The sequence below is a fragment of the Lentzea flava genome, from assembly GCF_014648475.1.
Taxonomy (GTDB): domain Bacteria; phylum Actinomycetota; class Actinomycetes; order Mycobacteriales; family Pseudonocardiaceae; genus Lentzea; species Lentzea flava.
On sequence record NZ_BMRE01000082.1, the window covers coordinates 1 to 25,105 of the forward strand.

A 25,105-nucleotide genomic window follows, 5' to 3' on the forward strand; every position below is an offset into this window, starting at 1 on the left:
CGCGGCCTAACCTTTACTTAGCCAGTCCAACTTTCCGGGACCAGTTCAGTGGATGAAGGGACCCTTCATCCACGTGGCTTCCCCCGGCTAGAAGCGCTCGGCGTCGATGGTGGTGTCCGGGCCGTGGCCGGTGTGGACCACGGTGTCGCCGGGCAGTTCGAACAGCTTCTCCCTGATCGACCTCTCGATCGTCGGCCGATCCGAGAACGACCGCCCGGTAGCCCCCGGCCCACCCTGGAACAACGTGTCCCCGGTGAACACCGCCCCCAGCGACGGCACGTAGAAGCACACCGCCCCAGGCGAATGCCCAGGCGTGTGCAGCACGTGGATCTCTTCACCGGCGACGGTCAGAATCTGACCATCTTCCAACGCCTGGTGCGGAATCACGCCGGTGTGCGTCAGCGACCACACGATGTGGTCGTCTTGGTGGAGCGCGAGAGGCGCACCCGTGGCATGCGCCAGATCCGGCGCAACGCGTACGTGGTCGTCGTGCGCGTGCGTCAGCAGAATCGCCACCACGCGGCGCCCGTCGACGACCTTCAGGATCGCGTCGACGTCGTGCGGCGCGTCGATGACGACGCACTCCGACGAATCGCCGATCACCCACACGTTGTTGTCGACGTCGAACGTCTCGCCGTCCAACGAGAACGTGCCGGACGTGACCGCGTGATCAACCCGCAGTGCCATCAGAAGACCACGACCGATCGCAGCACGTCGCCGCGGTGCATTTTCTCGAAGGCGCCCTCGACGCCGTCCAGAGGAATCTCCTCGGTGACGAACGCGTCCAGGTCGAAGCGGCCCTGCTGGTACAGGTCGACGAGCATCGGGAAGTCGCGCGAGGGCAGGCAGTCGCCGTACCACGACGATTTCAGCGAGCCGCCGCGCGAGAAGAAGTCGATCAGCGGCATCTCGATCTTCATGTCGGGGGTCGGAACGCCCACCAGGACAACGGTTCCGGCCAGGTCGCGGGCGTAGAAGGCCTGCTTCCAGGTTTCCGGGCGGCCCACGGCGTCGATCACCACGTCGGCGCCGAAGCCGTCGGTCAGGTGCTGGATCTCGGTGATCACGTCGTCGACGTCGCGGACGTTGATGGTGTGGGTGGCGCCGAAACCCTTGGCCCACTCCAGTTTTCGCGGGTCGGTGTCGACGGCGATGATCTTCGCGGCGCCGGCGATGCGGGCTCCCGCGATGGCGCCGTCGCCCACGCCGCCGCAGCCGATCACGGCCACCGAGTCGCCTCTGGTCACGCCGCCGGTGTTCATGGCGGCGCCCACGCCCGCCATGACGCCGCAGCCGAGCAGGCCAACGGCGGCGGCGCGGGCGGTCGGGTCGACCTTCGTGCACTGTCCTGAGTGGACCAACGTCTTCTCGGCGAACGCGCCGATGCCCAGTGCGGGAGAGAGCGGAGTGCCGTCAGCCAGGGTCATGGGCTGCGAGGCGTTGAACGTCGAGAAGCAGTACCAGGGCTTGCCACGACGACAAGCGCGGCAGGTGCCGCAGACCGCGCGCCAGTTCAGCACGACGAAGTCGCCGGGCTCCAGGCCGGAAACACCGGAGCCCACGGACTCCACGACGCCCGCGGCCTCGTGGCCCAGCAGGAACGGGAACTCGTCGTTGATGCCGCCCTCGCGGTAGTGCAGGTCGGTGTGGCAGACGCCGCACGCCTGCACGCGCACCACGGCCTCGCCGGGACCGGGGTCCGGGACGAGCACGGTGGTCAGCTCGACCGGCTGGCCTTTTCCTCTGGCGACAACACCACGGACCTCTTGCGCCACGCTGCGACTCCGTCCTCGAAGATCACTTGATCAACGTCGTGCCCTCGAACTCGCCGAGTTCCTCCCGGTAGAACTCAATCCCTACACCGTTGGGGTCGCGGATGTACAGGCTGTCCTCGACGCCCCGGTCCGGGCCCAGGTACTCGATCCCCGCACCGTCCAGCTTGGCCTTGATCTCGTCGAACCGCTCGGGCGAGATGGACAGCGCCAGGTGCTGCACGGCGCCGATCGTCTCCATGAAGGCCGGGTGGTCGTGGCCGGGGAAGTCGAAGAACCCCAGCAGGTTCTTGTGGCCGAGGTCGAAGAAGAAGTGGCTGGAGCCGCGGTAGTCGCGGTTCTCCACGAGCTCCACCAGCGGGAAGCCGAGGAACTCCTGGTAGAACTTGATGGTCTCCTCGACGTCCTTGCAGATCAACGCGATGTGGTGGACGCCGCGGGTGGGTGAGCCGCCGCGCTCGCCGAGCGGCTTCACGTACTTCTCGCGCAGCTCGTCGCGCTTGGCCCTGATCGCGTCGAGTTCGGCACCCTCTGGCTGTGGCATGCCGGTTAGAATAGTTGACTGTTCAAACTTCCGCAGGCCTAGCCGATGACGCCCTCGAACTCTACGGCAAGGTCTTCCTGAAGCAAGGTGGCCAGCAGAAACGCCACGCCGGTCTCGTGATCGAGACGGGTGTCGCACTCGAACCGCGCCAGCGAAAGATCACCCGGTTGCCGCGCGTACACCTTCAACGACGTGATGTCGTGCAGACCGAAACCGTCGTCGACGCCCCACTGCGCGAGGTTCGCCGCGCTCATCAGCTCCTCGGCGTCGTCCAGCGACGGCGCGGTGAAGAACAGCCTGCCGTGCAGGTAGACGCCACGCGCGCCGCTCGGCGCGATGATCGTGGTCGGGGTGCCGGTGCGGCAGGCCAGGAAGTGGAACGCGATGCCGCCGCCGGGGGAGCCGACCACGGCCGCCGCCGGCAGGCCGCTCCACGTGACCGGGCGTTTCGCGAACGCCTCCGCCTGGCCGATCAGGAACTCGCGGTACATCTGCGGGGTGAGGTCCTGCAGGTAGTTCCACATCCGGAAGACGTGGTGGTAGCCGAGCTTCCCGGCGAGTTCCAGCGCGGCGCGGAACGCGAGGCGCGCGGCGTAGGTGTGCTCGTCGCACGGGGGAATCCGCCCGGCGCAGAACAGGTATTCGCCGTCGTGCGCGTACGTGATCGCCTTGTGCTCGCCGGATTCCACGCCGCGTGAACTCGTCCAGACCTCGGCGAAACCGGTCTCGTCGTCGGCGAGGCAGACCGTCAGTTCCGGATGCCCGGCCCGCAGCACCGGGTTGAACGACGTGCCGGCGAACCTCACGACGCCCAACCGGGAGCGGGCCGGGTCGTCCGGGACCGCGGTGAGCGGCTCGAACCTCGAGGACAGCGCACGAGCCCGCAGCTGACGAGTCATCACTGGCCCTTTCGCAGGCGACCGGGCCAGGTTAGGTCGCGGGACTCCCCGCGTGTACCTCCGCGTCTCGTTTGGAGAGACGATCAATCCTCTTCGTCACCGGGCCATTTGCCGGTCAGCTTCTGGAACCCCTTGGCGCCACCGCGATCGATCACAGCCTTCACCAGGCCGAAGATGGCTCCCTGCAACGCAGCGGCCAGCAGGACCTCGCGCCACGTCCGGTTCCTCATCGTCGCGCTCGGTGCTTCTTCGTCACCCGCGACGACTTTCCAGATCTGACCGAAGATCGCGGTCGCGAGGAAGCCTCCCAGCGCGCCGAGCAGCATTCCCAGTGGGCGGTACAGGAACTTCATGCATTCCTCCTGGAGAGTTTCCAGATGACGAGGACCAGTGCGATGAGCACCGCCGCAATGGCCGCCGGGTGCCGGCGCGCCTTCTCCACCTGTTCCGCCACCGGCTCGGGCAACGAGTCGATCGCCTCGCTGGTGGCCCTGGTCATCCTGACCTTGGTCTCGCGCGCCTGTTCCTTCACCCGGCCGGGCACGTCGGCCTTGTGCGCCAACGCTTCCACGGTCTCACCGAGCTCGCGGCGAGTGCGTTCGACGTCGCGCTGCAGCTCTTCCTTGGGGTCGCTCATCGGTGCGCACGCTCCTTGATCGTGGCGATGTCCTCCTGGACGTTGTCCATCGCCTGCCGCGGCACCGGGGGAGTGGCCTGCTTGACCTGGCTGCGGCCCATGAGCGCCGCGACGCCCGCGATCAGCAGAAGAGCGGCCGCGATGATGAACGCGGCCGCCCACGGCGGAACCACCAGTGCCAGCAGCAGGATCAGGCCCGCGACGATGCTGAGCCCGCCCCACCACGCGAACACGCCGGCCGCGCCGAACATCCCGGCGCCGACACCGGCGTGCTTGCCCTTGTCCTTCAGCTCGGCGACCGCGAGACGGATCTCATCGCGGGCGAGCCTGCTCACCTGTTCGGACAGCTGGTTGACCAGCTGTGCGGTCGACGTGTCGGTGTTCATGCACGTCAGGTACCCACAGCCGATCTGGGCCAATCAGCCCTGCTGGGCTTGGCTCACCTGTGCGTGAACCTCTTCCATGTTCACGTCACGCGCCTGCTGGATCAGGCTGTCCAGCGCGTTCGCGGGCAGCGCGCCCGGCTGCGCGAACAGCACGACACCCTCGCGGACGATCATCAACGTCGGGATGCTGCGGATGCCGAACGTGGCAGCCAGCTCCTGCTGCGCCTCCGTGTCGACCTTGCCGAACACGAGGTCCTCGTGCTTCTCCGACGCGGCCTCGAACGTGGGCCCGAACGCGCGGCACGGGCCGCACCACTCGGCCCAGAAGTCGACCAGGACGATGTCGGATCCGCCGACCACCTCGTCGAAGTTCTCCGTGGTCAGCTCGACCGTCGCCATGTGGTCCTCCTCGTTTCGCTGGGGGTACCCAGTTCAACGGACCACAAGCCGGAAGAATTCCTGGCGTGCCTGGCATCACCGGCGGCGGGGATGAGCCGCTAGAAGTTCCACGGGTAGTTGACGGCGATCGGCCCGATCGAGGACTGAGTCCGCACCTTCGACCAGGCGAAGGCGTACTTGTTGAAAACAGCCTCGCTGGTGATCCAGCGATAAGCTCCGCCGGACACGATTTGGGCGTCCCAGATGTAAATCGCGGGTCCGGAGCTCAGCTTGGCCAGATGCGCATTTCGCATCGTGTAGTAGCCGCTGTAGCACTCGGTGAAGAGGTTGTTGTAGGTCGCGATTCCGCTCCAGCTGTTCCACAGGTTGAAGTACTCGGTTTCGCCGGGAATCCAGTTCAGCAGATAATTCGGGTCCACCAGGTAGACGGCGGGCGAGCTGGACGTCTTCACGCGCTGACCGGGCTGAGGGCAGGCGGCGGCGTTCGCGGTGGGTCTCGGTGCCGCGAAACTCCTGCTGTCGAGGGCTTTCGCCACGTCGGACGCCGAGGGTGCCGGCGCTGCGCCCGCGACTTGCGCCGTGGTGACGACGAGCGGCAGGCTCAAAGCGAGCGCGATTGCGACGCGGCAGAGCCGCGATGTTCTTTTCATGCGAAACAAACCCCTTCACGACGGGGGGGAGTCGCTGATCTTTTACGGAGATTCCCCAAGGTAATTGACCGTAGCAGCGGCGCGTCAAGGCTGACAACCTGTTCTCCGAGTTCGGCCGGAATTCCTGACGGTCGAGAATAGGGGTGTACGACGCCATTCTCCGCCATTTGGAGCCCGCCACTGCCGCCGAATCGGTTCAACTTTTTGTGGACGTCTTCAACTCTGTGTTGTACGGTCCCCGCCATGATGCGCCGCCTGCTCGTGACCTCGCTGCTCGTACTGGGGCTCGCCGCCTGCGGGTCCACGTCTGACACCACGCAGACGTCCACGCCGCCGTCGTCCGACCTGTCGTCGGTCAAGAAGGACGACCAGCTCGCCGCGCTGGTCCCGGCCGAGATCGCCTCGACGGGCAAGCTGCGGGTCGGGTCGAACATCCAGAACCCGCCCAACAACTTCTACGACCAGGACGGCAAGACCCCGATGGGGTCCGAGGTCGACCTGATCAAGGCGATCGCCGCGAAGCTCGGGCTCAAGGCCGAGCACAGCGACATGGCGTTCAGCTCGCTGATCACCAGCCTGGAGACCAAACGCGTCGACGTGACGATGGCGGCGATGAACGACACCGCCGAGCGCCAGCAGAAGATCGACTTCGTCGACTACTTCACCTCCGGCATCACGATCATGGTGCAGAAGGGCAACCCGCAGGGCGTCAAGGGCCCGGACGACCTGTGCGGCAAGGGCGTCGCGGTGAACCTCGGCAGCTCGCAGGAGCAGTTCGCCAAGGAGCAGAGCCAGAAGTGCGTCGCAGCCGGCAAGCCCGAGGTGCAGCTCAGCGTCACCGACAGCGACACCGGCAACCAGAACCAGCTGCGCACCGGCCGGGTCGCCGCGATCCTGAACGACCTGCCGACCGCCGTCTACGTCGCGAAGACCGCGGGGGACGGCAGCTACTTCGAGGTCGTCCAGCTCCCGCCGATCAACGGCGGCCCGTACGGCATCGGCGTCAACAAGCAGAACGCCAAGCTGAGCGAGGCGATCAAGGGCGCGCTGCAGTCGCTGATCGACGACGGCACCTACGCGAAGATCCTCACCACCTGGGACATCAAGCAGGGCGCGATCACGAAGGCCACCATCAATGGCAAGTGATCTCCGCCCGAACGATCTGAGGGAAGACCTGGTCGTCGTACCGCTGCGCCACCCCTGGCGGTGGGTCAGCGGCGCGGTGATCGTCCTGATCATCGCGGGCCTGGGCTGGGCGATGGCCGAGGCGCAGATCCAGTGGGAGGACGTGCCGGGGTTCTTCACGCACCCCGTGATGCTCGAAGGCCTGCTCAACACCATCGTGCTCGCCGTCTGCGCGCAGGGCGGCGCGATCGTGCTGGGCGTGGTGATCGCGCTGATGCGGTTGAGCGCGAACCCCGTCGCGCGGTGGTTCGCCGTCGGTTACATCTGGCTGTTCCGCGGCCTGCCGGTGCTGCTGCAGATCCTGATCTGGTTCAACCTCGCGCTGGTGTTCAAGAACATCAGCATCCCGATGCTGTTCTCGGTGCCCACCAACGTGGTCATGACCGCGTTCGTCGCGGCGCTGCTGGGCTTGGGCCTGAACGAGAGCGCCTACATGGCCGAGATCGTCCGCGCGGGCCTGAGCAGCGTCGACGCGGGTCAGACCGAGGCGGCGAAGTCGATCGGCATGACGCCGATGACGACGTTGCGCCGGGTCGTGCTGCCCCAGGCGATGCGCGTGATCATCCCGCCGACCGGCAACAACTTCATCAACATGATCAAGGGCACCTCGATGGCGTCGGTGATCGCCTTCCTGGAGCTCATCCACGCCGCGAACAACATCTCGTCGCGCAACCTGGAGATCATGGAAACCCTGTTCGCCGCCGCGGCCTGGTACCTCGTGATGGTGTCCCTCGCGTCGGTCGGGCAGCACTACCTGGAGCGTGCGTATGGCCCTCGTTGAGGCGATCGGGGTCCGCAAGTCGTTCGGCCACACCGAAGTGTTGCGCGGCATCGACCTGGAGGTCGAGCGCGGCGAGGTCGTCTGCCTGCTCGGCCCGTCCGGAGCGGGGAAGAGCACTTTTCTCCGGTGCGTGAACCACCTGGAGACGATCGACGCCGGCCGGATCTGGGTCGACGGCGTCCCGGTCGGGTTCCGGGCCGCCGGTGGGAAGCTGTTCGAGCTGCGCGAACACGAGGTCGCCCGGCAGCGGCGCGACGTGGGCATGGTGTTCCAGCGCTTCAACCTGTTCCCGCACCGCACGGCCCTGGAGAACGTCATGGAGGGCCCGGTCCAGGTGCTGCGCCGCGACCGGGCCGAGGTGCGGGCGGAGGCGCTGGCTCTGCTCGAACGGGTGGGCCTAGCGGAGAAGGCGGGCGCGTATCCGGGGCAGCTGTCCGGTGGCCAGCAGCAACGTGTTGCGATCGCGCGCGCCCTGGCGATGAAGCCCAAGCTGATGCTGTTCGACGAGCCCACGTCCGCGTTGGACCCGGAGCTGGTCGGCGAGGTGCTCGACGTCATGACCTCGCTCGCCCGCGACGGCATGACGATGATCGTGGTCACTCACGAGATCGGCTTCGCCCGCTCGGTCGCCGACCGCGTGGTGTTCCTCGTCGACGGCGCCGTGGTGGAGAGCGGCACTCCGGCGGACGTGCTGGACAATCCACAACAGCCGCGTACGCAACAGTTCCTCGCAAAGGTGTTCTGAGTTGATCGACTCCTCGTACCTCGCCCAGTTCCGCGAACCGGAGGGGTACCTCGACTTCGCCCGCTTCGGCCCGCCGTCGATCCCGGTGGTGCAGGCCACCTCACGGCTGATGGAGCAGGCCTCCCTCGCCGGTCCCTCCACAGTGGACACGCTGATGCGCGAGGAACAACGGGTGAAGGCTGCCGTCGCCCGGCTGTGCCGCTCCGACACCGATCATGTCGCTTTGGTGCCGAACACGTCCGTCGGGTTGTTCCAGGCCGCTTTCGGGCTGTCCGGGACGGTCATGTACTCGGCCGCGGAGTTCCCGTCCAACACCTATCCGTGGGTGCGGGCGGGCCTGCCGTCGGTGGTGCTGGACGGTCCGGTGACACCGGGGGCGGTGGCCGCCGGGCTGGCTCCCGAGGTGACCGCGCTGTCGGTGTCCGCTGTGGACTTCCGCACCGGCTACCGCGCGGACCTGGCGACGTTGCGCGAGGTGATCGGCGACCGGCTGCTGATCGTCGACGGCATCCAGGGCTTCGGCGTGGTCGACGAGCCGTGGGAGCTCGCCGACGTGCTGGTCGTCGGCGGGCAGAAGTGGTTGCGGGCCGGGTGGAGCACCGGTTTCGTCGTGCTCTCCGATCTTGCCCTGGAACGGCTTTCGCCGGTGTTGTCGGGCTGGACCGGCGCGGTGGACGCGGGCCTGTTCGACAACTCGGTGCACGATCCCGCCCCGGACGCCGCTTCCTGGAACATCACGAACCTCTCGCCGGTCGTGTCCGGTGCCTTCGCGGAGGCGTTGGAGCTGGTGGAACTGGCCGGCGTCGCGGCTTTGGAGTCGGCTGTCTCCTCGGTGGTCGCCGAGCTGGAGGAGATCGTGCTGTCGTGCGGCGGCAAGATCGTGTCGGAGCGGGAGCGCCGTGCGGGGATCCTGGCGTTCACGATGCCCGAGGCGGCTTCGGTGGTCGGGGAGGCGTTGAACGCCTTCGGCGTCACGGCGACCGTGCGGCCCGAGCACGTGCGGTTGTCGCCGCACGCCACGACCACGCGCGGGACGCTGGAACGGGTGCGGGCCGCGCTGCAGTCGCTGTCCGGGGCGAGCACCTCACCGGTGCCTGCGGCGTTGTCGGCGTTGGTGCCGACGGTCGAGAGCCTGGCTGCTGCCCTGGGACCGGACACCGAGGTCGTGGTGCACGACCTCTCGCGATTGCCGAACTCCATCATCGCGATCGCCGGGTCGCTGACCGGGCGGCAGGTGGGTGGGCCGATGACCGACCTGTTGCTGGGGCTGGTCCGGCGCGGGACGACCACCGACATGCCGGGTTACGAGACGTATGCGCCTGATGGGCGGGCGATCTGGTCGTCGACCACCTTCGTGCGTGATGCCAACGGTGTGGCCGTGGGGTGCTTGTGCGTCAACAAGCTCGCGGCGCACGAGGCTTCCGGTCCGGTCGAGTCGTTTCCGCAGGACGTGGACACGTTGCAGCGGGTGCTGGTCGAGAAGGCGATCGCCGATGTGGGCGTGCCGGTCGAGCTGATGAAGAAGGTGCACAAGTCGCAGGTCGTGCGAGTCCTGGACGAGGCGGGGTTCTTCCTCATCCGGGACTCGGTCGACCATCTGGCGGGCGTTCTGGAGGTCACCCGCTACACGATCTACAACTACCTCAACGAGAACCGAGGGACCTGATCAGCGCTTTCCAGGCAGGGGCCGAGAACGCGAGGACGTCACCGCTCGCGTTCTTCGAGTCCCGCACGAGTGCGTCGTGGGTGAGCGACACCTCGACGCAGTTGCTGTCCTCCGCTCCGCCGCTGTAGGTGCTCTTACGCCAGGTGCGGTCCTGAGTCATCGACGTCCTCTCGCGGTGGGCTGACGTACTCCGCCAGCTTGCTCCGCGATTGTTCCGCACTCAAGGCGTGCTCATCCAGGCGGTCGAAGATGAGCCTGGTGCGAGCGATGGCGCCTGGGTCTTCCACGAAGACGTTCGCGTGAACGGTTTCGCTGAAGACGAGTGACCGCGCCTTCGCGAACTCCCAGAGCACGAAGCTGGAAGAGACGATCGGCGCGTCCTTGGGCACGATCCGGATGGTGTGCGAGTTGAACAGGAGGCGGGCGTACTGGTCCTCCATGATCTCGTGGTTGCCGACCTGCAGCTCCAGCACGTTCTCGTGGATGAAGAACAAGCAAGTCGGCCGGTTGTGCCGACGCAGGACCGCCTGACGTTCGGTCCGGTACTGGACGAGGTTCGGAATGCGTTCCTCGGCGACGAGTCCGGTCATCCGGTAGATGCCGTCGGCGTACTCGGGTGACTGCAGCAGGCCCGGCATGGCCAGCTGGTCGTAGCTGGTGATCGTCGTGGCGGTCGCCTCCGCCATCGCCATCGTGCGCAGGTTGCCGGACACCTGGACCACGTACTCGTCGAACGCGTATTGGTAGCGGCGCTTGAAATCGTTGACGAAGTCGATGTCCTTGCCGCACATCGACAAGTACTGGATGAGGTCGATCTCGCTGGCGCGGGCTTTGCCGTGTTCGATGGTGGAGATCTTGCTCGGGTCCCAGCCGAGCTTCTTGGCGAGCTCGTTGCTCTTGAGCCCGGTGCAGGTCTCGCGGAGTCGGCGCAGCTCGTCGCCCAGGTCCCTGCTGTACGCGGTGGAGGGAGTCATAGCCCGACGCTATGGCTTGTATTCAATACAAGAACTCGCTCGTTCGGGTGAAAACGGTGGCAGTTCCGGTTCTTCTTTCCCTTCGCTTGCATCTTTCGCTTAGCGACATCTCGTGTTTACCGTTCCAGGTGTGAGAGCGCTCTCAAAGGTGAGATGGCTGGCCGGCCTGGCCGCCACAGCGATTGCCCTGTCGTCACTGGCGTCGTCCACCGCTTCGGCGGCCGAGGACTACACGCAGAGTGTGACGGCGCTGGACGCCACTCAGGCGAGGATCGACTTCACGCCGACGACCCCTGCCCTGTACGTCGACGTGCACTACCTCGTCACCGGGATTCCGCAGCAGAACTTCCGCATGACGAACAACGCCGGGACCTGGCAGAAGACCGTCGGGTCGTTGTCGTCGGGCACGGTGATCGAGTACTGGTTCACCTACGAGAAGAGCGGGCCGCAGTACGACACCCCGCACTTCACCTACACCCACGGCAGCGCGCCCGCGCAGGTCGCGACGCCGACGTTCAGCCCGCCCGGCGGCTCGTACACGTCCGGGCAGACCGTGACGATCACGACGGCCACCTCGGGCGCGACGATCCGGTACACAGTGGACGGTTCGACGCCGACGTCGTCGTCCCCGGTCTACAGCGGGCCGATCTCCGTGCCCAGCAGCCGCACGATCAACGCGATCGGCATCAAGTCCGGCCTGACCAACTCGACCGTGGCGAGTGCGACCTACACGATCGGCACGCAGCAGGGGTGCGTCCAGTCCGACACCCCGAACTTCGGGCCGAACACGCGGATCTTCGACCCGTCGATGTCCGCCGCGAGCATCCAGACGCAGCTCGACGCGGACTTCAACCAGCAGAAGGACACGCTGACGGCGCAGATGGCGCCGCGCCGGGTCGCGCACCTGTTCAAGCCGGGCACGTACAACGTCCATGACGACGTGGGCTACTACACGTCCGTTGCGGGTCTTGGGCGCAATCCGGGCGATGTCGTGATCAACGGCGACATCACGGTCGACGCGTTCAACGAGTCGGACAAGGGCGTTGCGCTGCAGAACTTCTGGCGCTCGGCCGAGAACATGGCGGTCAACCCGAGCAGCGGCACCAACAGGTGGGCCGTGGCGCAGGCGGCGCCGTTCCGCCGCATGGACATCCGCGGCAACTTGGCTTTGTACCCGGCGTCGTACGGGTTCGCCTCCGGTGGCTACACGGCTGATACGCGGGTGTCGGGTCAGACGGCGTCCATCTCGCAGCAGCAGTGGTACACGCGCGATTCCAACTACGGCAGTTGGGACGGCGGTGTGTGGAACATGGTGTTCTCCGGCACGCCTGGCGCACCGGCCAACACGTTCCCGTCGCCGCCGGAGACGACGCTCGCCACCACGCCGGTCTCGCGGGACGTTCCGTACCTCTACTTCGAGGCCGGCAAGTACCGGGTGTTCCTGCCTTCGTTGCGCACCAACGCTTCCGGTGCGTCGTGGATCAACGGCGGCACGCCGGGCACCTCGTTGCCGATGAGCCAGTTCTACGTCGTGAAGTCCGGTGACACCGCCTCGACGATCAACGCGGCGCTGGCCCAGGGCTGCAACCTGTTCTTCACGCCCGGCATCTACCACGTGAACCAGACGATCAACGTCACGCGCCCGAACACCGTGGTGCTCGGCATCGGCTACGCGACGATCGTGCCGGACAACGGGGTCAACGCGATGCAGGTCGCGGACGTCGACGGAGTGCGGATCAAGGGCATCCTGTTCGACGCCGGGACCACGCGTTCCTCCGCGTTGCTGACGGTCGGGCCTGCGGGTTCGTCGGCATCGCACGCGGCGAACCCGACGACGTTGCAGGACGTGTTCTTCCGCGTCGGCGGGGCGGTCGCGGGCAAGGCGACCAACAGCCTGGTCGTCAACAGCCACAACACGATCATCGACCACACCTGGGCGTGGCGCGCCGACCACGGCAACGCCGGAACGTGGGGCTGGACCGAGGCCGAAGGCGACACGGGTGTCGTCGTGAACGGCAACGACGTGCTGGCCACCGGGTTGTTCGTCGAGCACTACCAGAAGTACCAGGTGATCTGGAACGGCCAGGGCGGCCGGACGATCTTCTTCCAGAGCGAGATGCCGTACGACGTGCCGAACCAGGCCTCCTGGACGGCACCCAACGGCGTCGCCGGGTACGCGGCCTACAAGGTCGGCGACAACGTCACCACGCACGAGGCGTGGGGGCTCGGCAGCTACTGCTTCTTCAACGTCAACCCGTCGGTGCGGGCCGAGCACGCGTTCGAGGTGCCCATCCGGTCCGGCGTGAGGATGCACAACCTGCTGACGGTGTCGCTCAACTACCAGGGAACGATCACCCACGTGGTGAACGACGTGGGCGCGGTGACGCCGCCGGGCACGGTGCCGGTGAACGTCGTCAGCTACCCGTAGGGCCTGGTCGCAGGGCCCGCTGCCGTGATCGTGCTCTCCCTCGATTTCGTCAGCGGGCCCCGCGCGGGGATGATGCGTGCCATGTCGATCGAGCGGGGCGCAGAGTTCGCCGAGTTCTGGACCGAGCGGCACCTGTGCACGCTGTCCACCGTCCGTCCGGACGGCACGCCACACGTCGTACCGGTGGGCGTGACGCTCGATCTGGAGAACGGCATCGCGCGGATCATCACGCACGGCGCGTCGTGGAAGGTCAAGCACGTGCGCAAGGCCGGCTACGCGGCGGTGTGCCAGGTGGACGGTCGGCGCTGGTCCACGGTGGAGGGTCCCGCTGTCGTGCGCGAGGACCCGGCCTCGGTGGAGGAGGCCGTGCGGCGGTATGCGGAGCGGTACCGGCAGCCGCGGGTCAACCCGGAGCGCGTGGTGATCGAGATTCAGGTGAAGCGTGTCACCGGAACAGTCTGACGTTGTCGTCGTCGGCATCGGAGCCGACGGCTGGGACGGCCTGTCGCCTGCCGCGCAGCGCGCGATCCGCTCGGCGAAGGTGCTGATGGGCAGCAAGCGCCAGCTTGATCTCGTACCAGGGGAGTTCGAACGCGTCGCGTGGCCGTCGCCGCTGGTCCCGGCCCTGCCTGCGCTGTTCGAGAAGTACCGGGACGTGTGCGTGCTGGCGTCCGGTGACCCCATGTTCCACGGCATCGGCACCACGCTCGTCCGGCTGCTGGGCTCGCGCGTCACCGTCATCCCGCACCCCTCGTCGGTGTCGCTGGCCTGCGCGCGGCTCGGGTGGGCGCTCAACGAGGTCGAGGTCGTGTCGCTGGTGGGGCGGTCGCCCGACCTGCTGCGACCTGCTCTGACGCCGGGGCGCCGGATCTTGGTGCTGGGTGGTGATCCCGCGACCGTTGCGGAAATCGCCGGGCCGATTACAGTGCTCGAACAGTTGGGTGGGCCCGCCGAGCGGGTCTACCAGTGGTCCGGGGAAAGTGCGGATCCGTTGTGCGTCATCGCTGCCGAGTACGCCGGGAGCGCCTACTCGCGGGTGCCCGGGCTGCCGGACGACGCGTACGAGACTGACGGCCAGTTGACCAAACGTGAGGTGCGGGCTATTTCGCTGTCGACGTTGGCGCCGTTGCCCGGCCAGCTCCTGTGGGACGTGGGCGCCGGGTCGGGTTCCATCGCGATCGAGTGGGCGCGGACGCACCCGACGTGCCGGGCGATCGCGGTCGAGCAGTCCGCCGAACGCGCCGAGCGGATCCGGCGCAACGCGGCCTCGCTCGGCGTGCCCGGTGTCGAGATCCACATCGGACGCGCGCCCGAGGTGCTGGAGGGGCTGGAGAAGCCCGACGCGATCTTCATCGGTGGCGGCTTGACGGTGCCGGGCCTGGTGCAGACCTGCTGGGACGCGCTGGGTGCCGGTGGGCGGCTGGTCGTGAACGCCGTGACGCTCGAGTCCGAGGCCGTGGTGGCGCAGTGGTACGCGAAGGTCGGCGGTGACCTGGTGCGGATCGCGGTGAACCGCGGGTCGTCCGTCGGCAGGTTCACCGGGTGGCGGCCGCACCTGCCCGTGACGACGTGGAGCGTGACGAAGTGACCGTGCACTTCATCGGCGCCGGTCCGGGTGCCGCCGACCTCATCACCGTGCGCGGACGTTCGCTGATCGAGTCGTCGCCGGTGTGCCTGTACGCGGGCGCGTTGGTGCCGGTGGAGCTGCTGGACTTCTGTCCGGCCGGTGCGCGCAAGGTCGACACCGCCGAGCTGACGCTGGACGAGATCGTCGCGGAGCTCGAAGCGGCCCACGAGCAGGGGCTGGACGTGGCGCGGCTGCACTCCGGGGACCCTGCGGTGTTCAGCGCGATGGCCGAGCAGATGCGGCGCCTCGACGCGCTGGGGATCCCGTACGACGTGACTCCTGGTGTGCCGGCGTTCGCGGCCGCCGCGGCGTCGTTGCAGCGCGAGCTGACCGTGCCGGGCGTCGGGCAGACGGTGATCCTCACGCGCACTTCGCAGCGCGCCACGCCGATGCCCGACGGCGAGGACCTGGACACGCTGGGGCGCAGTCACGCGACCCTCGTGCTGCACCTGGCCGTGCAGCGGATCGCCGACGTGGTCGCGGAGCTGGTGCCGAATTACGGGCTGGACTGCCCGGTGGCGGTGGTGGCGTACGCCTCGCGCGAGGACGAGATCGTGCTGCGCGGGACGTTGGAGGACATCGCCTCGCAGGTCCAGGCGGCGGGGATCAAGCGGACCGCGGTGATCATCGTGGGCAAGGTGCTGGGGGCGACGCAGTTCCCCGACAGCCACCTGTACTCGGCGACCCGCGTTCGATGATCCTGATCCTCGGCGGGACGGGCGAGGCTCGCGAGCTGGCGGCCCGTGTTCCTGCGATTTCGTCGCTGGCCGGACGGGTGAGTGCGCCGCGGCTGCCGGTCGGCGAGGTCAGGATCGGCGGCTTCGGCGGTGTCGACGGGCTCGCGCAGTGGTTGCGGGACAACGACATCCACGCCGTCGTCGACGCCACCCACCCGTTCGCGCGGCAGATCACCGCCAACGCCTTCGAGGCCTGTGAGCGCGTCGGCGTGCCGCTCCTGATCCTGCGGCGACCCGGTTTCGAGCCGCAGGACGGCTGGCAGTGGGAGGACAGCGTCGCCGACGCGGCGCGGAACCTGCCCGGCTCGCGGGTGTTCCTCACGACCGGGCGGCAGGATCTCGCGGAGTTCGCGCACTGCCCGCAGTGGTTCCTGGCCCGGATGGTCGAGCCGCCGGAACCGCCGATGCCGCAACGGATCGAGGTGCTGCTGTCGCGCGGACCGTTCACTGTGGACGGCGAGCTGGACCTCATGCGGTCGCGGGAGATCGACGTGCTGGTCACCAAGGACAGCGGCGGGTCGATGACGTCGGCCAAGCTGGAGGCCGCACGTCAGCTCGACGTCCCGGTGGTGATCGTGCGCAGGCCGCCGCTGCCCCCTGCCGAGGTGGTGCCGACGGTGGAGGACGCGCTGCGCTGGCTGGACGCCTGAGATCCCCACGACGGACGCCATGCGTCCTCGGTGACAGGTGCCAGGTTCCGGAAGTGGTCGATGATCGGCCGCAGTCCTGGGTGCGCGTTCTCGGGCAGCAGCAACGACAACGGGTAGACGAGCACCGGGTCCACGATCGGGATGCGGCGCAGGCCGTGACCTGCGGGCCACACATACCGGTCGCGCGCCCCGACGAAGGTGGCCACGTCGGCCGAATCCGCGAGGGTGTCGAGGAGCACCTCGTCGCCGAAGTGCGGGCCCGCCCCGTCGACGCGCAGGTCGAACGCGGTGGCGAGCTGGTCGTAGAAATCCGCCCACTCGCTGCGGGGCGCGATTCCCGGCACCCAGATCCGGTACCCGCGCAGCTGGGCCGGGGTCACGGTGCTCGCTGACGCCAGCGGGTGCCGGGGGCCGACGAGGAGCTCCAGCGGCGAGTCGAACGCGTGGATCATGCGCACGTCGTGCGGCAGCGCGGCCGGATCCGTGACGGTGCGGAACGAGGCGTCGACCTCACCGGCCCGGATGGCGGCGACCACCGCGCGCGGGTCGTTCTCCCTGAGGGTCACCACGTCGAGGCGGATCCCGGGGTGTGATCGCCAGAAGTCATGCAGGACAACGGCTTGCGCGCTCCGGAAACCGAGCACGTCGATCCGGAGCGCTCCCGGTGTGATCGCGCTGATGGCGCGATCGACGCCCGTGACGATGCTGTGCGCGTGCGGCAGGAACGCCTGACCGTCCGAGGTCAGCTCGACACCGCGGGCCGTGCGGGTGAACAGCTGGACGCCGAGCCGCCGTTCCAGGGTGGCGATCCGCTTCGAGACGGCCTGCTGCGTCACGCCCAGCTCGTCGGCCGCGTGTTGCAGCTGCCCGAACTCGGCCGCGAGGACGAACGATCGCACTGCCTCGGTGTCCATGGCACGAGCCTAAGCATGCACAACCGTTCGTTGTGGCTCACCGGCAGACGGTTGTTTGATCTTGCCGTGGTGCAGGCGATGTGATGCGGCCATGGGGCGCAGCTTCGGATGGTTGTGGTCGGCTTACGCCGTCAGCACTTACGGGACGTGGATCGCGTTCGGGGCGTTTCCGCTCATCGCGGTTCAGGTGCTGCATTCGACGGCGTTCGCCGTGTCGGTGCTGGAAGCGGCGGGCCTCGCGGTCGCGGCGGTCGTCGCGTTTCCGCTGGGGCCGTGGGTCGAGCGCAGGGCCAAGCGTCCCGTGATGATCGTGATGGACCTGGTCAGGTTTCTCGCGATGGCGAGCGTTCCGGTCGCGTACTTCCACGGCTCGCTGTCGTTCGGGCAGCTGCTGGTCGTCTCGGTCGTCTCCGGGACCGCGAGCATCGCCTTCACCGCCGCGTCCGGTGCGTACCTGAAGCACCTCGTCCGCGGCGATCGGCTGCTCGTCGCGAACGGGAGGTTCGAGGGCACGAGCTGGGTGGCGACCGCGGCCGGTCCTCCGCTGGGCGGGGCGCTCGTCGGGCTGCTCGGCCCGGTCGTCACCGTTTTCGCCAACGCGCTGAGCTACCTGTTGTCCGCGCTCGGGATCCTGCGCATCCGAGGCACCGACGTCGCTGCGCGGGAGACGTCGCGGAAGCCCGGCTTCCTGGCCGGCTGGCGGTTCATCCTCGCCGATCGCGTGCTGCGGCGGCTGTTCCTCAACTCGATCCTGGTCAGCGGCCTGATCATGGCCACCGTCCCGCTCCTGGCGGTGCTGCTGCTGGGCGAGTACGGCTTCCCCGCCTGGCAGTACGGTCTGGCGTTCGGCGTTCCCGCGCTCGGCGGCTTCGCCGGTGCCCGCCTGTCCGCACGGCTCTCCGCCCGGCACGGCCGGCAGCGGGTGATGATCGTCTCGGGCTGGCTGCGCTCGGCCTTCCCGCTCGGCCTGGCGCTGGTCCAGCCCGGTGTTGCCGGACTTCTCACGGTGATCGTCGTCGAAGGCCTGCTGATCACGGCCATGGGTGTGTTCAACCCGATCCTCGCGACAGAACGCCTTCAGCGCACTCCCGCCGATCGGGTCGCACAGGTGCTCACGACGTGGAGCGTCAGCAGCAAACTCGTTCAAGCCGCCCTGATGGTGATCTGGGGCGGGCTGGCCACGCTCACCAGCCCGCTCGCCGCGATCACCCTCTCCGGGCTGATCTTGCTCGCGACTCCGTTGCTGCTCAGGACGGATAGCGGCGCGGCGTGAACACCACGCCCGCCTCCGTCACGATCGTCTGCGACGAGCCGATGATCAGCAGGCAGCGCATGTCGATCGTGTCCGGGTCGAGCGTTTCGAGCGTGCCGACTCGAATCTCTTCCTCCGGCCCGCCGACGTCGCGGCCGACCACCACCGGGGTGTCGGGATCGCGGTGCTTCAGCAACAGGTCGCGCATCTCGTGGACCTGGTGCGTGCGGGCCTTGGACGCCGGGTTGTAGATCGCGATCACGAGGTCGGCCTTGGCCGCGGCTTCGAGCCTGGAAGCGATGACGTCCCACGGCTTGAGGCGGTCGCTCAACGAGATCACCGCGTAGTCGTGCCCGAGCGGCGCGCCCGCCTTGGCGGCCACGGCGTTCGCGGCCGTCACGCCGGGGATGATCTTCACCGGCACGTCCGGCTGTTCGGCCGCCACTTCCAGCACGGCGGTGGCCATGGCGAAGACGCCCGGATCGCCCGACGACACGACCGCGACCCGCCTGCCCTTGCGGGCGAGGTCGAGGGCGAAGGCGGCGCGTTCGGACTCGACCTGGTTGTGGGAGGCGTGCTTGGTCTGGCCCGGCCGGTCGGGGACGCGGTTGAGGTAGGTGGTGTAGCCGACGAGGTCGTCGGCGGCTTCCAGTTCCTGGCGGGCCTCCGGGGTCAGCCAGGAGGTGTTGCCGGGGCCGAGGCCCACGACGGTGACCTCGCCCTTGCGCGGCTCGGGCTTGGAGTGGCTGGGCAGCAGCGCCAGCGAGAAGTACGGCACCGTGTCCGGGTCGACGTCGGCCAGCGGCGACGTCTTCTGGCGGCCCGTGGTGGCGCGCTCCACGTACCAGGCGTTGCCGAGCCGGCCTGCCTCGTCGAGGGCCTTCCTGACATTGCCGAACGTGCGGCCCAGCTTGAGGATCGCGGCCGAGTCGGTGTTCCTGAGGCGCTCGGCCAGCTCTGCCGGCGGGAGCGTGCCGGGGAGGATCGTGAGGACCTCGTCGCGTTCCACGAGCGGGGTGCCGAGGACCGCGCTCGCGCCGCTGACGCTCGTCACGCCGGGGACCACTTCCCATTCGTAGCGGTCGGCGAGGCGTTTGTGCATGTGCATGTACGAGCCGTAGAAGAACGGGTCACCCGCGGCGAGGACGACGACGTTGCGGCCCGCGTCGAGGTGCGCGGCGAGGCGGGCGGCGGCCTCTTCGTAGAACTGGTCGATCTCGCCCTGGTAGTCGTCCGTCTCCTCGGTCGTCACCGGGTAGATCAGCTGTTCCATGATCTGACCCTCGCGGAAATAGGGCTCTGCAATGGTTTTCGCGACGCTGCGACCGTGCCGGGCGCTGTGGAACGCGACCACGTCGGCTTCCCCGATGAGTCGTGCGGCCTTCACCGTCACGAGTTCCGGGTCACCGGGACCCAGGCCGACGCCGTACAGCTTGCCCGTCATTCTTCCTCGCTCGCGATCGCGTTGATGGCCGCCGCCGTCATGGCGCTGCCGCCGCGCCGGCCGTGCACCACGAGGTGCTCCAGATCCGTTGCGGCCAAAGCTTCCTTGGACTCCGCCGCGCCGATGAAGCCCACCGGGATGCCCAGCACCGCGGCGGGCCTGGGGGCGCCCTGCTCGATCAGGTCGATCAGGTGGAACAGCGCGGTCGGGGCGTTGCCGATGGCGATGACGGCGTCTCCGAAGCGGTCCGCGAGGAGTTCGAGGGCGGCCGCGCTGCGCGTGTTGCCGATCTTCTTGGCCAGTTCGGGTGTGCGCGGGTCCTGCAGGTAGCACAGGACCTCGTTGTCCGCGGGCAGGCGGCGACGGGTCACCCCGGCCGCGACCATGTTGGCGTCGCAGATGATCGGCGCGCCGTCGAGCAAGGCGGCGTGGGCGTGCCGCACGACGTTGGGGGAGAAGGCGATGTCGTGCGTCAGGTCGGTCATGCCGCACGAGTGGATCATCCGCACGACGACCCTCGCGACGTCCTGCGGGAACCCCGCGAGGTCCGCCTCCGCGCGAATCGTCGCGAAGGAACGGCGGTAGATCTCCGCGCCGTCCTTGATGTACTCCGTCACCTGATCTCCTCGTAGCCGTCGCTTGTCGCGACGAACTCGATCACATCACCCTGTGGGCGGCCACATCGGCGTGAGCAACCCGACCAGTGGACCGGGAGCGCATGGGGGGTTCCGAGCCAGGCGCGCGCGTCGGCCCGTACGTCGGACAACGACTTCGCGCAGCCGGGACGGCCCGTGCAGGCGCTGACGCCGTGCCAGGGCGAAGCGGGATCCGTGATCAAGCCGGTCGTGTCCGTACCCGGCGGCACGACGAGGCTGCGCCACGGCGTCAACCGCACCGGCACCCCGGCGAGCAGACGTGCGTCCAACCGCCCCAGCGGCACCCCCGGTGTCACCGGCGAAGGTGCGACCGGCGTCACAACCGGAGTGATCCGCGGGGCGTCTGCAACCCCGAAGTGCTCGGTGATCTTTCGCACACCGCCGTCCACTTCGGACAGGCGCCAGGCACTGCCCCGCATCTCCTGGAACAGCCGGGCAGCGGTCACGAGAGCGTCGACAGGGTCCTCGACCCGGACACCTGTATCGGTACCGGCGAGCAGCAGAACGTCGTCGACCAGGCCGAAGTCACCGCCGAGCCCGCTCACGGACGCGCCGACCGTGACGAGGAAACGCCCTGGCAGCGAGGCCAGCACGGGGTCCGCGCACAGAGCCGCGTCCAGCGCGTTGACCAGGGCCTGATTCGATTCCAGGGGCGCCGCGATGATGTTGCGCATGCGTTCGTGCGTGGCAGAGGGCAGCAGGCCCGCCGCACGCAACCGCGCACCCAGCTCCAAGCCGTCCGCCAGGCCCCTGATCTGCAGGTTCGCCCGCGAGGTGAACTCCAGGACACCGGTGCCGAGCTCCAGGGCGGCGAGGCGCACGACGTCCCACTGAGCAGCGGAAAGACTGCCGCCCGGCACCCGGATGCGCGCGAGCCCGCCATCGGCTGCCTGGTGCAGCTCGACGGCGCCGGGGCAGGCATCCGGGTGACTACGCATAGGTCGGACTGTAACCCGCCGGTTAGGGTGAGCCCGAACGACGAAGCGCAGGAGGAAGCCGGTGTGAATCCGGCGCGGTCCCGCCACTGTGACCAGCGCACCGCTGGGAGTCAGGAACTCCGCTTCGCCTGTCACCCGCAACCTGGGGCGAGGACCCCACGAGGGATGGAGCCTGCGTGATCCTGCTGCTGTCGACCTCCGACACCGACCTGCTGTCGGCTCGGGCGAGTGGTGCCGAGTACCGGCTCGGCAACCCCGCGCGTCTCACCGTCGACGACCTGCCCGCCCTGGTCGAGGGTGTGGACCTGGTCGTGGTGCGCATCCTCGGCGGACGCCGGATGTGGGAGGAAGGCCTCGACTGGCTGCTCGCGAGCGGCCTGCCCGTGGTGGTGCTGGGTGGTGAGCAGCAGCCGGATGCGGCGCTGATGGAGCTCTCGACGGTCCCCGGTGGTGTCTGCGCGGAGGCGCACCTCTACCTGGCGCACGGCGGGCCCGCGAACCTCACCGAGCTGCACAAGTTCCTGGAAGACACGATTCTGCTGACCGGGCACGGGTTCGCGCCGCCCGTGGCCACGCCCACGTGGGGTGTGCTGGAGCGCGAGGAGGCCGCGGACGGGCCGACGGTCGCGGTGCTCTACTACCGGGCACATCACGTGGCGGGCAACACGGCGTTCGTGCACGCGCTGTGCGACGCGATCGAGGCCAAGGGCGGCAAGCCGCTGCCGGTCTTCTGCTCGTCGTTGCGGACGGCAGAGCCGGAACTGCTGGAAACGCTGGGGCAGGCAGACGCGCTGATCGTCACGGTGCTGGCCGCGGGTGGCACGAACCCCGCGAAGGCGAGCGCCGGTGGTGACGACGAGGCGTGGGACGTCGGGGCGTTGGCTGCGCTGGACGTGCCGATCCTGCAAGGGTTGTGCCTCACGTCGAGCCGCGAGTCGTGGGACTCCAACGACGACGGTCTGTCTCCTTTGGACACCGCGACCCAGGTCGCGATCCCGGAGTTCGACGGCCGGATCATCACGGTTCCGTTCTCGTTCAAGGAGATCGACTCCGACGGGCTCACGGTCTACGTGGCCGACCCCGAGCGGGCGCTGCGCGTTGCCGGCATCGCGACGAGGCACGCGCGGCTGCGGCACATCCCGGTCGCAGAACGCAAGATCGTCGTGATGCTGTCGGCGTACCCGACCAAGCACAGCCGCATCGGCAACGCGGTCGGGCTCGACACGCCCGCCTCCACCGTGCGGCTGCTGAAAGCCATGAAGGAGCACGGGTACGACATCGGCGACGACCTGCCGGGCGTCGAGGAGCTGGACGGCGACGCGTTGATCCACGCGTTGATCGCCGCCGGTGGGCAGGACGCGGACTGGCTCACGCAGGAGCAGTTCGAGAGCAACCCCGTGCGGATCAGCGCGGCGGACTACCGGGCGTTCTACGAGACGTTGCCGGAGGACTTCCGCGAGTCGATGCAGGAGCACTGGGGCGACGCGCCCGGTGAGCTGTTCGTCGACCGCAGCAGGAGCTCCGACGGCGAGATCGTGCTGGCGGCGCTGCGGTCCGGCAACGTCACCGTCATGGTGCAGCCGCCGCGCGGGTTCGGCGAGAACCCGATCGCGATCTACCACGACCCGGACCTGCCGCCGTCGCACCACTATCTGGGCGCGTACCACTGGATCGAGTCGAGCTTCAAAGCCGACGCCGTGGTGCACGTCGGCAAGCACGGCAACCTGGAGTGGTTGCCCGGCAAGACCGTCGGCATGTCGGCGTCCTGCGGCACGGACGCGGCGCTGGGCGACCTGCCGCTGGTGTACCCGTTCCTCGTCAACGACCCCGGCGAGGGCACGCAGGCGAAGCGGCGCGCGCACGCCACGCTGGTCGACCACCTCGTGCCGCCGATGGCCCGCGCGGACAGCTACGGCGACATCGCACGGCTGGAGCAGCTGCTCGACGAGTACGGCAATATCTCCGCGATGGACCCGGCGAAGCTGCCGGCGATCCGCGCGCAGATCTGGACGTTGATCCAGGCCGCGAAGCTAGACCACGACCTCGGCCTGGACGACCGGCCGCACGACGCCGAGTTCGACGAGTTCCTGCTGCACGTCGACGGCTGGCTGTGCGAGGTGAAGGACGTCCAGATCCGCGACGGCCTGCACGTCCTCGGCCAGGCGCCGACCGGCTCGGTGCGGGTCAACCTCGTGCTCGCGATGCTGCAGGCGCGGCAGATGTGGGGCGGCCAGGTCGCCGCGCTGCCGGGCCTGCGTGAGGCGCTGGGGTTGGTGGGCACGGCTCGCGAAGACGTCGACGCCGTCGAGGAACAGGCCCGCGCGCTCGTCCAGGCGATGGAGGACGCGGGCTGGGACGCTTCTGTCGCACGGACTCTGCACGAGTCGGAAGACGTGCAGAAGATCCTGGAGTTCGCGGCTCTGGAAGTCGTGCCGCGGCTCGCGCGCACCACGGACGAGATGACGAACGTCCTGCACGCGCTGGACGGCGGCTACATCCCGGCCGGGCCGTCGGGTTCTCCGTTGCGCGGCCTGGTGAACGTGCTGCCGACGGGCCGCAACTTCTACTCGGTCGACCCGAAGGCCATCCCGTCGCGCCTCGCGTGGGAGACCGGCCAGGCGATGGCCGATTCGCTGCTCGCCCGCTACCGCGAGGAGAACGACGGCGAGTGGCCGCCCTCGGTCGGCCTGTCGGTGTGGGGCACGTCCGCGATGCGCACCGCCGGTGACGACATCGCCGAGGTGTTCGCGCTGCTGGGCGTCCGGCCGGTGTGGGACGACCAGTCGCGCCGCGTCACGGGTCTCGAAGTGATCTCCCTGGAGGAGCTGGGCAGGCCGCGCATCGACGTCACCGTCCGGATCTCCGGCTTCTTCCGCGACGCCTTCCCGCACGTCGTGTCCCTTTTGGACGATGCCGTGCAGCTCGTGGCCGACCTGGACGAGCCCGCGGACCAGAACTACGTCCGCGCGCACACGGTCGCGGACCTCGCGGAACACGGCGACCGGCGCAGGGCGACGTTGCGGATCTTCGGCTCGAAGCCGGGCGCGTACGGCGCGGGTGTGCTGCCGTTGATCGACAGCCGCAACTGGCGCGACTCGTCCGACATCGCCGAGGTCTACGCGGTGTGGGGCGGCTACGCCTACGGCCGCGGCGTCGACGGCGTGGCGGCGCGCGAGGACATGGAGTCGGCGTACCGCCGGATCGCGGTGGCCGCCAAGAACATCGACACCCGCGAGCACGACATCGCCGACTCGGACGACTACTTCCAGTACCACGGCGGCATGGTCACGATGGTGAAGGCGTTGACGGGCAAGGCACCCGCGGCCTACGTCGGCGACAGCACGCGCCCGGAGGCCGTGCGCACCCGCACCCTCACGGAGGAGACCTCACGGATCTTCCGCGCCCGCGTGGTGAACCCGCGCTGGGTCGGGGCGATGCGGCAGCACGGGTACAAGGGCGCGTTCGAGCTGCAGGCCACGGTCGAGTACCTGTTCGGCTACGACGCCACGACCGGCGTCGTCGCGGACTGGATGTACGAGAAGCTGACCGAGACCTACGTGCTCGACCCGGAGACCCGCAAGTTCCTGCAGACCTCCAACCCGTGGGCGCTGCACGGCATCGCCGAGCGCCTGCTGGAGGCGGCTGACCGCAAGATGTGGGAGCACCCGGAACCGTCCACTCTGGACGCCCTCCGCGCGGCCTACCTGGAAACCGAGGGCGACCTGGAAGACGGCGCCTGACACGATGAACGGCTCTTTTGTTCACCTGGTGTTTTAACCAGGAGGCGCTTGGGTTTTGACATGGGCACGGCCACCGCTTGA

At 68.4% G+C, this 25,105-nt stretch carries 26 protein-coding genes and 1 riboswitch; of the genes, 11 read left to right on the forward strand and 15 right to left on the reverse strand.

Annotation, left to right across the window (positions count from 1 at the left end):
• Positions 1–87 precede the first annotated feature (87 nt).
• From IEZ09_RS42855 to IEZ09_RS42895, 9 genes are all read right to left on the reverse strand, one after another.
• The gene (locus IEZ09_RS42855) at positions 88–687 is read right to left on the reverse strand and encodes an MBL fold metallo-hydrolase (protein WP_189259605.1); all 600 of its coding nucleotides are present in this window, start codon (positions 685–687) and stop codon (positions 88–90) included.
• Positions 687–1,775, reverse strand: a complete 1,089-nt coding sequence (locus IEZ09_RS42860) for an S-(hydroxymethyl)mycothiol dehydrogenase (protein WP_189259606.1) — start codon at positions 1,773–1,775, stop codon at positions 687–689. The genes IEZ09_RS42855 and IEZ09_RS42860 overlap by 1 nt, the downstream gene beginning before the upstream one ends.
• Before the next feature lie 22 nt (positions 1,776–1,797).
• The gene (locus IEZ09_RS42865; RefSeq protein ID WP_189259607.1) at positions 1,798–2,316 is read right to left on the reverse strand and encodes a VOC family protein; all 519 of its coding nucleotides are present in this window, start codon (positions 2,314–2,316) and stop codon (positions 1,798–1,800) included.
• Between the two features lie 38 nt (positions 2,317–2,354).
• Positions 2,355–3,215, reverse strand: a complete 861-nt coding sequence (locus tag IEZ09_RS42870; RefSeq protein WP_189259608.1) for a chorismate transformation FkbO/Hyg5 family protein — start codon at positions 3,213–3,215, stop codon at positions 2,355–2,357.
• Between the two features lie 83 nt (positions 3,216–3,298).
• Positions 3,299–3,568 (reverse strand): DUF4235 domain-containing protein, encoded by a 270-nt coding sequence (locus IEZ09_RS42875; protein ID WP_189259609.1) that lies wholly within the window; start codon positions 3,566–3,568, stop codon positions 3,299–3,301.
• Positions 3,565–3,852, reverse strand: coding sequence for a DUF3618 domain-containing protein (locus IEZ09_RS42880; protein ID WP_189259610.1), 288 nt, complete (start codon positions 3,850–3,852; stop codon positions 3,565–3,567). The genes IEZ09_RS42875 and IEZ09_RS42880 overlap by 4 nt, the downstream gene beginning before the upstream one ends.
• Positions 3,849–4,238 (reverse strand): phage holin family protein, encoded by a 390-nt coding sequence (locus IEZ09_RS42885; RefSeq protein WP_189259611.1) that lies wholly within the window; start codon positions 4,236–4,238, stop codon positions 3,849–3,851. The genes IEZ09_RS42880 and IEZ09_RS42885 overlap by 4 nt, the downstream gene beginning before the upstream one ends.
• Before the next feature lie 33 nt (positions 4,239–4,271).
• Complete coding sequence (gene trxA / locus IEZ09_RS42890) at positions 4,272–4,637, reverse strand: thioredoxin (protein ID WP_189259612.1); 366 nt, start codon at positions 4,635–4,637, stop codon at positions 4,272–4,274.
• A 98-nt stretch (positions 4,638–4,735) separates the two neighbouring features.
• A complete protein-coding gene (locus IEZ09_RS42895) occupies positions 4,736–5,287 on the reverse strand; it encodes a hypothetical protein (protein WP_189259613.1) in 552 nt (183 codons plus the stop codon).
• A 243-nt stretch (positions 5,288–5,530) separates the two neighbouring features.
• On the opposite strand from IEZ09_RS42895, the gene IEZ09_RS42900 reads away from it, so the two are divergent.
• From IEZ09_RS42900 to IEZ09_RS42915, 4 genes are read left to right on the forward strand one after another with little or no spacing between them, the layout of a single operon-like run.
• Positions 5,531–6,433: an ABC transporter substrate-binding protein gene (locus IEZ09_RS42900; protein ID WP_189259614.1), complete on the forward strand. Its 903-nt coding sequence runs from the start codon at positions 5,531–5,533 to the stop codon at positions 6,431–6,433.
• On the forward strand, positions 6,423–7,253 hold the full coding sequence (locus IEZ09_RS42905; RefSeq protein WP_189259615.1) for an amino acid ABC transporter permease: 831 nt from the start codon (positions 6,423–6,425) through the stop codon (positions 7,251–7,253). The genes IEZ09_RS42900 and IEZ09_RS42905 overlap by 11 nt, the downstream gene beginning before the upstream one ends.
• Positions 7,240–7,998, forward strand: coding sequence for an amino acid ABC transporter ATP-binding protein (locus IEZ09_RS42910; protein ID WP_189259616.1), 759 nt, complete (start codon positions 7,240–7,242; stop codon positions 7,996–7,998). The genes IEZ09_RS42905 and IEZ09_RS42910 overlap by 14 nt, the downstream gene beginning before the upstream one ends.
• A gap of 1 nt (position 7,999) precedes the next feature.
• Positions 8,000–9,664, forward strand: a complete 1,665-nt coding sequence (locus IEZ09_RS42915; RefSeq protein ID WP_189259617.1) for an aminotransferase class V-fold PLP-dependent enzyme — start codon at positions 8,000–8,002, stop codon at positions 9,662–9,664.
• Here the strand turns inward: IEZ09_RS42915 and IEZ09_RS42920 are convergent.
• Both IEZ09_RS42920 and IEZ09_RS42925 read right to left on the reverse strand, forming a co-directional pair.
• A complete protein-coding gene (locus IEZ09_RS42920; protein WP_189259618.1) occupies positions 9,642–9,824 on the reverse strand; it encodes a DUF397 domain-containing protein in 183 nt (60 codons plus the stop codon). The genes IEZ09_RS42915 and IEZ09_RS42920 overlap by 23 nt on opposite strands.
• Positions 9,799–10,638 carry a helix-turn-helix domain-containing protein gene (locus IEZ09_RS42925; RefSeq protein WP_189259619.1) on the reverse strand — a complete coding sequence of 280 codons (840 nt, stop codon included), beginning with the start codon at positions 10,636–10,638 and terminating at the stop codon, positions 9,799–9,801. Before IEZ09_RS42925 ends, IEZ09_RS42920 begins: the two co-directional genes overlap by 26 nt.
• 157 nt (positions 10,639–10,795) lie before the next feature.
• Here IEZ09_RS42925 and IEZ09_RS42930 point away from each other — a divergent pair, with 157 nt between their 5' ends.
• The 5 genes from IEZ09_RS42930 (at position 10,796) to IEZ09_RS42950 (ending at position 16,080) form a co-directional block, all read left to right on the forward strand.
• Positions 10,796–13,066: a pectate lyase-like domain-containing protein gene (locus tag IEZ09_RS42930; RefSeq protein WP_301326524.1), complete on the forward strand. Its 2,271-nt coding sequence runs from the start codon at positions 10,796–10,798 to the stop codon at positions 13,064–13,066.
• 72 nt (positions 13,067–13,138) lie between these two features.
• Positions 13,139–13,528, forward strand: a complete 390-nt coding sequence (locus IEZ09_RS42935) for a PPOX class F420-dependent oxidoreductase (RefSeq protein WP_189259629.1) — start codon at positions 13,139–13,141, stop codon at positions 13,526–13,528.
• On the forward strand, positions 13,509–14,654 hold the full coding sequence (gene cbiE / locus IEZ09_RS42940; RefSeq protein WP_189259621.1) for a precorrin-6y C5,15-methyltransferase (decarboxylating) subunit CbiE: 1,146 nt from the start codon (positions 13,509–13,511) through the stop codon (positions 14,652–14,654). Before IEZ09_RS42935 ends, cbiE begins: the two co-directional genes overlap by 20 nt.
• Positions 14,651–15,391, forward strand: coding sequence for a precorrin-4 C(11)-methyltransferase (gene cobM / locus IEZ09_RS42945; protein WP_189259630.1), 741 nt, complete (start codon positions 14,651–14,653; stop codon positions 15,389–15,391). The genes cbiE and cobM overlap by 4 nt, the downstream gene beginning before the upstream one ends.
• Positions 15,388–16,080, forward strand: a complete 693-nt coding sequence (locus IEZ09_RS42950; protein WP_189259622.1) for a cobalt-precorrin-6A reductase — start codon at positions 15,388–15,390, stop codon at positions 16,078–16,080. The genes cobM and IEZ09_RS42950 overlap by 4 nt, the downstream gene beginning before the upstream one ends.
• On the opposite strand, the gene IEZ09_RS42955 is transcribed toward IEZ09_RS42950, so the two are convergent.
• Positions 15,981–16,994, reverse strand: coding sequence for a LysR family transcriptional regulator (locus tag IEZ09_RS42955; protein WP_189259623.1), 1,014 nt, complete (start codon positions 16,992–16,994; stop codon positions 15,981–15,983). The two genes, IEZ09_RS42950 and IEZ09_RS42955, sit on opposite strands and share 100 nt — an antisense overlap.
• Before the next feature lie 91 nt (positions 16,995–17,085).
• Between IEZ09_RS42955 and IEZ09_RS42960 the strand changes: the two genes are divergently transcribed.
• Positions 17,086–18,267 carry an MFS transporter gene (locus IEZ09_RS42960; protein WP_189259624.1) on the forward strand — a complete coding sequence of 394 codons (1,182 nt, stop codon included), beginning with the start codon at positions 17,086–17,088 and terminating at the stop codon, positions 18,265–18,267.
• Here IEZ09_RS42960 and IEZ09_RS42965 read toward each other — a convergent pair.
• From IEZ09_RS42965 to IEZ09_RS42975, 3 genes are read right to left on the reverse strand one after another with little or no spacing between them, the layout of a single operon-like run.
• Positions 18,242–19,690: a precorrin-2 C(20)-methyltransferase gene (locus IEZ09_RS42965; RefSeq protein WP_189259625.1), complete on the reverse strand. Its 1,449-nt coding sequence runs from the start codon at positions 19,688–19,690 to the stop codon at positions 18,242–18,244. The two genes, IEZ09_RS42960 and IEZ09_RS42965, sit on opposite strands and share 26 nt — an antisense overlap.
• On the reverse strand, positions 19,687–20,307 hold the full coding sequence (locus IEZ09_RS42970) for a precorrin-8X methylmutase (RefSeq protein ID WP_189259626.1): 621 nt from the start codon (positions 20,305–20,307) through the stop codon (positions 19,687–19,689). The genes IEZ09_RS42965 and IEZ09_RS42970 overlap by 4 nt, the downstream gene beginning before the upstream one ends.
• Complete coding sequence (locus IEZ09_RS42975; RefSeq protein ID WP_189259627.1) at positions 20,304–21,284, reverse strand: ferredoxin-like domain-containing protein; 981 nt, start codon at positions 21,282–21,284, stop codon at positions 20,304–20,306. Before IEZ09_RS42975 ends, IEZ09_RS42970 begins: the two co-directional genes overlap by 4 nt.
• A gap of 26 nt (positions 21,285–21,310) precedes the next feature.
• Positions 21,311–21,451: riboswitch (adenosylcobalamin (AdoCbl) riboswitch) on the forward strand.
• 9 nt (positions 21,452–21,460) lie between these two features.
• Here IEZ09_RS42975 and cobN point away from each other — a divergent pair.
• A complete protein-coding gene (cobN, locus tag IEZ09_RS42980) occupies positions 21,461–25,024 on the forward strand; it encodes a cobaltochelatase subunit CobN (RefSeq protein ID WP_189259628.1) in 3,564 nt (1,187 codons plus the stop codon).
• Positions 25,025–25,105: the final 81 nt, after the last annotated feature.

Coding starts and splice junctions, on each gene's coding strand:
- IEZ09_RS42855 (WP_189259605.1), bottom strand. CDS start 687: ATGGCACTGCGGGTTGATCACGCGGTCACGTCCGGCACGTTCTCGTTG.
- IEZ09_RS42865 (WP_189259607.1), bottom strand. CDS start 2,316: ATGCCACAGCCAGAGGGTGCCGAACTCGACGCGATCAGGGCCAAGCGC.
- IEZ09_RS42870 (WP_189259608.1), bottom strand. CDS start 3,215: ATGACTCGTCAGCTGCGGGCTCGTGCGCTGTCCTCGAGGTTCGAGCCG.
- IEZ09_RS42875 (WP_189259609.1), bottom strand. CDS start 3,568: ATGAAGTTCCTGTACCGCCCACTGGGAATGCTGCTCGGCGCGCTGGGA.
- IEZ09_RS42880 (WP_189259610.1), bottom strand. CDS start 3,852: ATGAGCGACCCCAAGGAAGAGCTGCAGCGCGACGTCGAACGCACTCGC.
- IEZ09_RS42885 (WP_189259611.1), bottom strand. CDS start 4,238: ATGAACACCGACACGTCGACCGCACAGCTGGTCAACCAGCTGTCCGAA.
- trxA (WP_189259612.1), bottom strand. CDS start 4,637: ATGGCGACGGTCGAGCTGACCACGGAGAACTTCGACGAGGTGGTCGGC.
- IEZ09_RS42895 (WP_189259613.1), bottom strand. CDS start 5,287: ATGAAAAGAACATCGCGGCTCTGCCGCGTCGCAATCGCGCTCGCTTTG.
- IEZ09_RS42900 (WP_189259614.1), top strand. CDS start 5,531: ATGATGCGCCGCCTGCTCGTGACCTCGCTGCTCGTACTGGGGCTCGCC.
- IEZ09_RS42905 (WP_189259615.1), top strand. CDS start 6,423: ATGGCAAGTGATCTCCGCCCGAACGATCTGAGGGAAGACCTGGTCGTC.
- IEZ09_RS42910 (WP_189259616.1), top strand. CDS start 7,240: ATGGCCCTCGTTGAGGCGATCGGGGTCCGCAAGTCGTTCGGCCACACC.
- IEZ09_RS42920 (WP_189259618.1), bottom strand. CDS start 9,824: ATGACTCAGGACCGCACCTGGCGTAAGAGCACCTACAGCGGCGGAGCG.
- IEZ09_RS42925 (WP_189259619.1), bottom strand. CDS start 10,638: ATGACTCCCTCCACCGCGTACAGCAGGGACCTGGGCGACGAGCTGCGC.
- IEZ09_RS42935 (WP_189259629.1), top strand. CDS start 13,139: ATGCGTGCCATGTCGATCGAGCGGGGCGCAGAGTTCGCCGAGTTCTGG.
- IEZ09_RS42950 (WP_189259622.1), top strand. CDS start 15,388: ATGATCCTGATCCTCGGCGGGACGGGCGAGGCTCGCGAGCTGGCGGCC.
- IEZ09_RS42955 (WP_189259623.1), bottom strand. CDS start 16,994: ATGGACACCGAGGCAGTGCGATCGTTCGTCCTCGCGGCCGAGTTCGGG.
- IEZ09_RS42960 (WP_189259624.1), top strand. CDS start 17,086: ATGGGGCGCAGCTTCGGATGGTTGTGGTCGGCTTACGCCGTCAGCACT.
- IEZ09_RS42965 (WP_189259625.1), bottom strand. CDS start 19,690: ATGACGGGCAAGCTGTACGGCGTCGGCCTGGGTCCCGGTGACCCGGAA.
- IEZ09_RS42975 (WP_189259627.1), bottom strand. CDS start 21,284: ATGCGTAGTCACCCGGATGCCTGCCCCGGCGCCGTCGAGCTGCACCAG.